Source organism: Herpetosiphon sp., assembly GCF_003512625.1.
Taxonomy (GTDB): Bacteria; Chloroflexota; Chloroflexia; order Chloroflexales; family Herpetosiphonaceae; genus Herpetosiphon; species Herpetosiphon aurantiacus.
Window position 1 is genome coordinate 632 of the sequence record NZ_DOPT01000108.1, and the last position, 1,887, is coordinate 2,518.

Annotated in this window: 2 protein-coding genes; both read left to right on the forward strand. The window is 50.3% G+C overall.

The genetic code is table 11. The features are described from left to right. Window positions 1-236 precede the first annotated feature (236 nt). Window positions 237-1,508, forward strand: a complete 1,272-nt coding sequence (locus tag DEF47_RS24655; RefSeq protein WP_012189792.1) for a glycosyltransferase — start codon at window positions 237-239, stop codon at window positions 1,506-1,508. 26 nt (window positions 1,509-1,534) lie between these two features. Then, on the forward strand, window positions 1,535-1,825 hold the full coding sequence (locus tag DEF47_RS24660; RefSeq protein ID WP_012189791.1) for a 4a-hydroxytetrahydrobiopterin dehydratase: 291 nt from the start codon (window positions 1,535-1,537) through the stop codon (window positions 1,823-1,825). Window positions 1,826-1,887: the final 62 nt, after the last annotated feature.

Sequence of the window (1,887 nt, forward strand, 5' to 3'; positions counted from 1 at the left end):
TTTTTAGCCACGAATTGCACGAATTACACGAATTACACGAATGAGCGATTCATCCTTTATCCTTCATCCTTCATTCTTCATCCTTCTCTCTGCGCCTCTGTGCTAAAACCTGATCCCTAAACTCTGGCTCCTGATCCCTAACTCCTGACCCCTACTCGAAATCGGGCCTAGGATTCAGCAAGCATGGCGCGTTTCGTGGTATGCTGATGATCAGAAACCACACACGGGAGGTAGCTGTGCGCCGCGTTGCAATGTTGAGTGTCCATTCGAGTCCTCTAGCTGCTTTGGGTGGTAAAGAAGCTGGTGGTATGAATGTTTATGTTCGTGAATTAAGCCGTGAGTTGGGTCGCCAAGGGGTGGCGGTCGATATTTATACTCGGTCGCAAGACCCTCACACACCGTTGATTACCAATCTTGCGCCAAATGTGCGGGTGTTTGCGGTGCGTGTCGGCCCGGCTGCGCCCTACGATAAGAATTGGGTTTTGGATTATTTACCAGAATTTGTCCATCGGATTCGCTGTGTTGCTGATGGCGAAGATATTCATTACGATGTGATTCATAGCCATTATTGGCTCTCTGGCGTTGCCGCGCTAGAGTTACGCCAAGCTTGGGGTACACCAGTTATTCATATGTTTCACACCTTGGGGGCGATGAAAAATACAATTGCCCGTGGCGATGAAGCTGAAACTGAACAACGAATCGCGATCGAACGCATGCTGTTGCACGAAGTTGATCGAGTTGTTGCGGCTACGCCGCTTGATCGTGCTCAGATGCTCGAACACTATGACGCTGAGTGTGAGCGGATTGTGGTTGTGCCGTGTGGGGTTGATGTTGAGCATTTCCACCCGATTGCGCATCAAATTGCCCGCAATGAATTAGGCGTGCCGCCGCATCCTCATCGTATGTTGCTGTTTGTCGGGCGGATCGAGCCACTCAAGGGAATTGATACGCTGCTACGTTCGATGGCCTTGTTGGCTGAGCAACAGCCCTCGTTACGTGGCGATATTTGTTTGGCGATTATTGGCGGCGATCGGCGCGAAACCCCAGATCAATGGAGCAGCGAAATGCGGCGTTTGCGGCGTTTGCAGGGCGAATTAGGCATAGGCCATTTGGTCACCTTCCAAGGATCGCAAGATCAGCGCAAATTGCCTTTGTTTTATAGTGCTGCCGATATGGTGGTGGTGCCATCGCACTACGAATCGTTTGGCATGGTGGCGCTCGAAGCCATGGCCTGTGGCACGCCAGTGATAGCTTCCAACGTTGGTGGTTTGCGCTACACCGTGCGTGACGGCGAAACGGGCCTACTGGTGCCGCGCGAAGATCCCGAAGCTTTAGCCGAAAAAATTAGTTTGCTCTTGAATGATGAGCCTTTGCGTTTACAATTAGGCCGCAACGGCGTGCAAGCAGCCCAACGCTATAGCTGGGCCGCAGTTGCCCACGATATTCGTGAGTTGTATGATCATGTTGTGTGTGGCGAACCATATGCCGATGTGGTTGGAGCCATGTAGCGCCAAGTGTCTACAAAGGAGTGACTATGCCAGTTTTGGCCAAGGCAGCATTGCAGCAAGCATTAGAGCAGCGTTCAGGTTGGACGGTCGTTGATGGACAAATTAGCAAAACCTATGGTTTAGCGACTTTTCCATTTGCGATTGAGTTTGTGCGGCGGATTGCCGATGCTGCTGAGGAAGTCAATCATCACCCCGATATTGATATTCGCTACAATAAAGTGACGATTGCCCTATCTACCCATGATGAAAAAGGCATTACCGAGAAAGATTTTGGCTTGGCCGATACGATTGATCGGATTTTTGCCGCTGCTCAATAAATTCGATGTCATGGTTTATAGGTTTTAATTAAATCATTGATAATCACCACCCTTCCGTCCCG

Excerpts from the sequence above, each read along its gene's own strand:
- DEF47_RS24660 (WP_012189791.1), top strand. The coding sequence starts at position 1,535 with ATGCCAGTTTTGGCCAAGGCAGCATTGCAGCAAGCATTAGAGCAGCGT.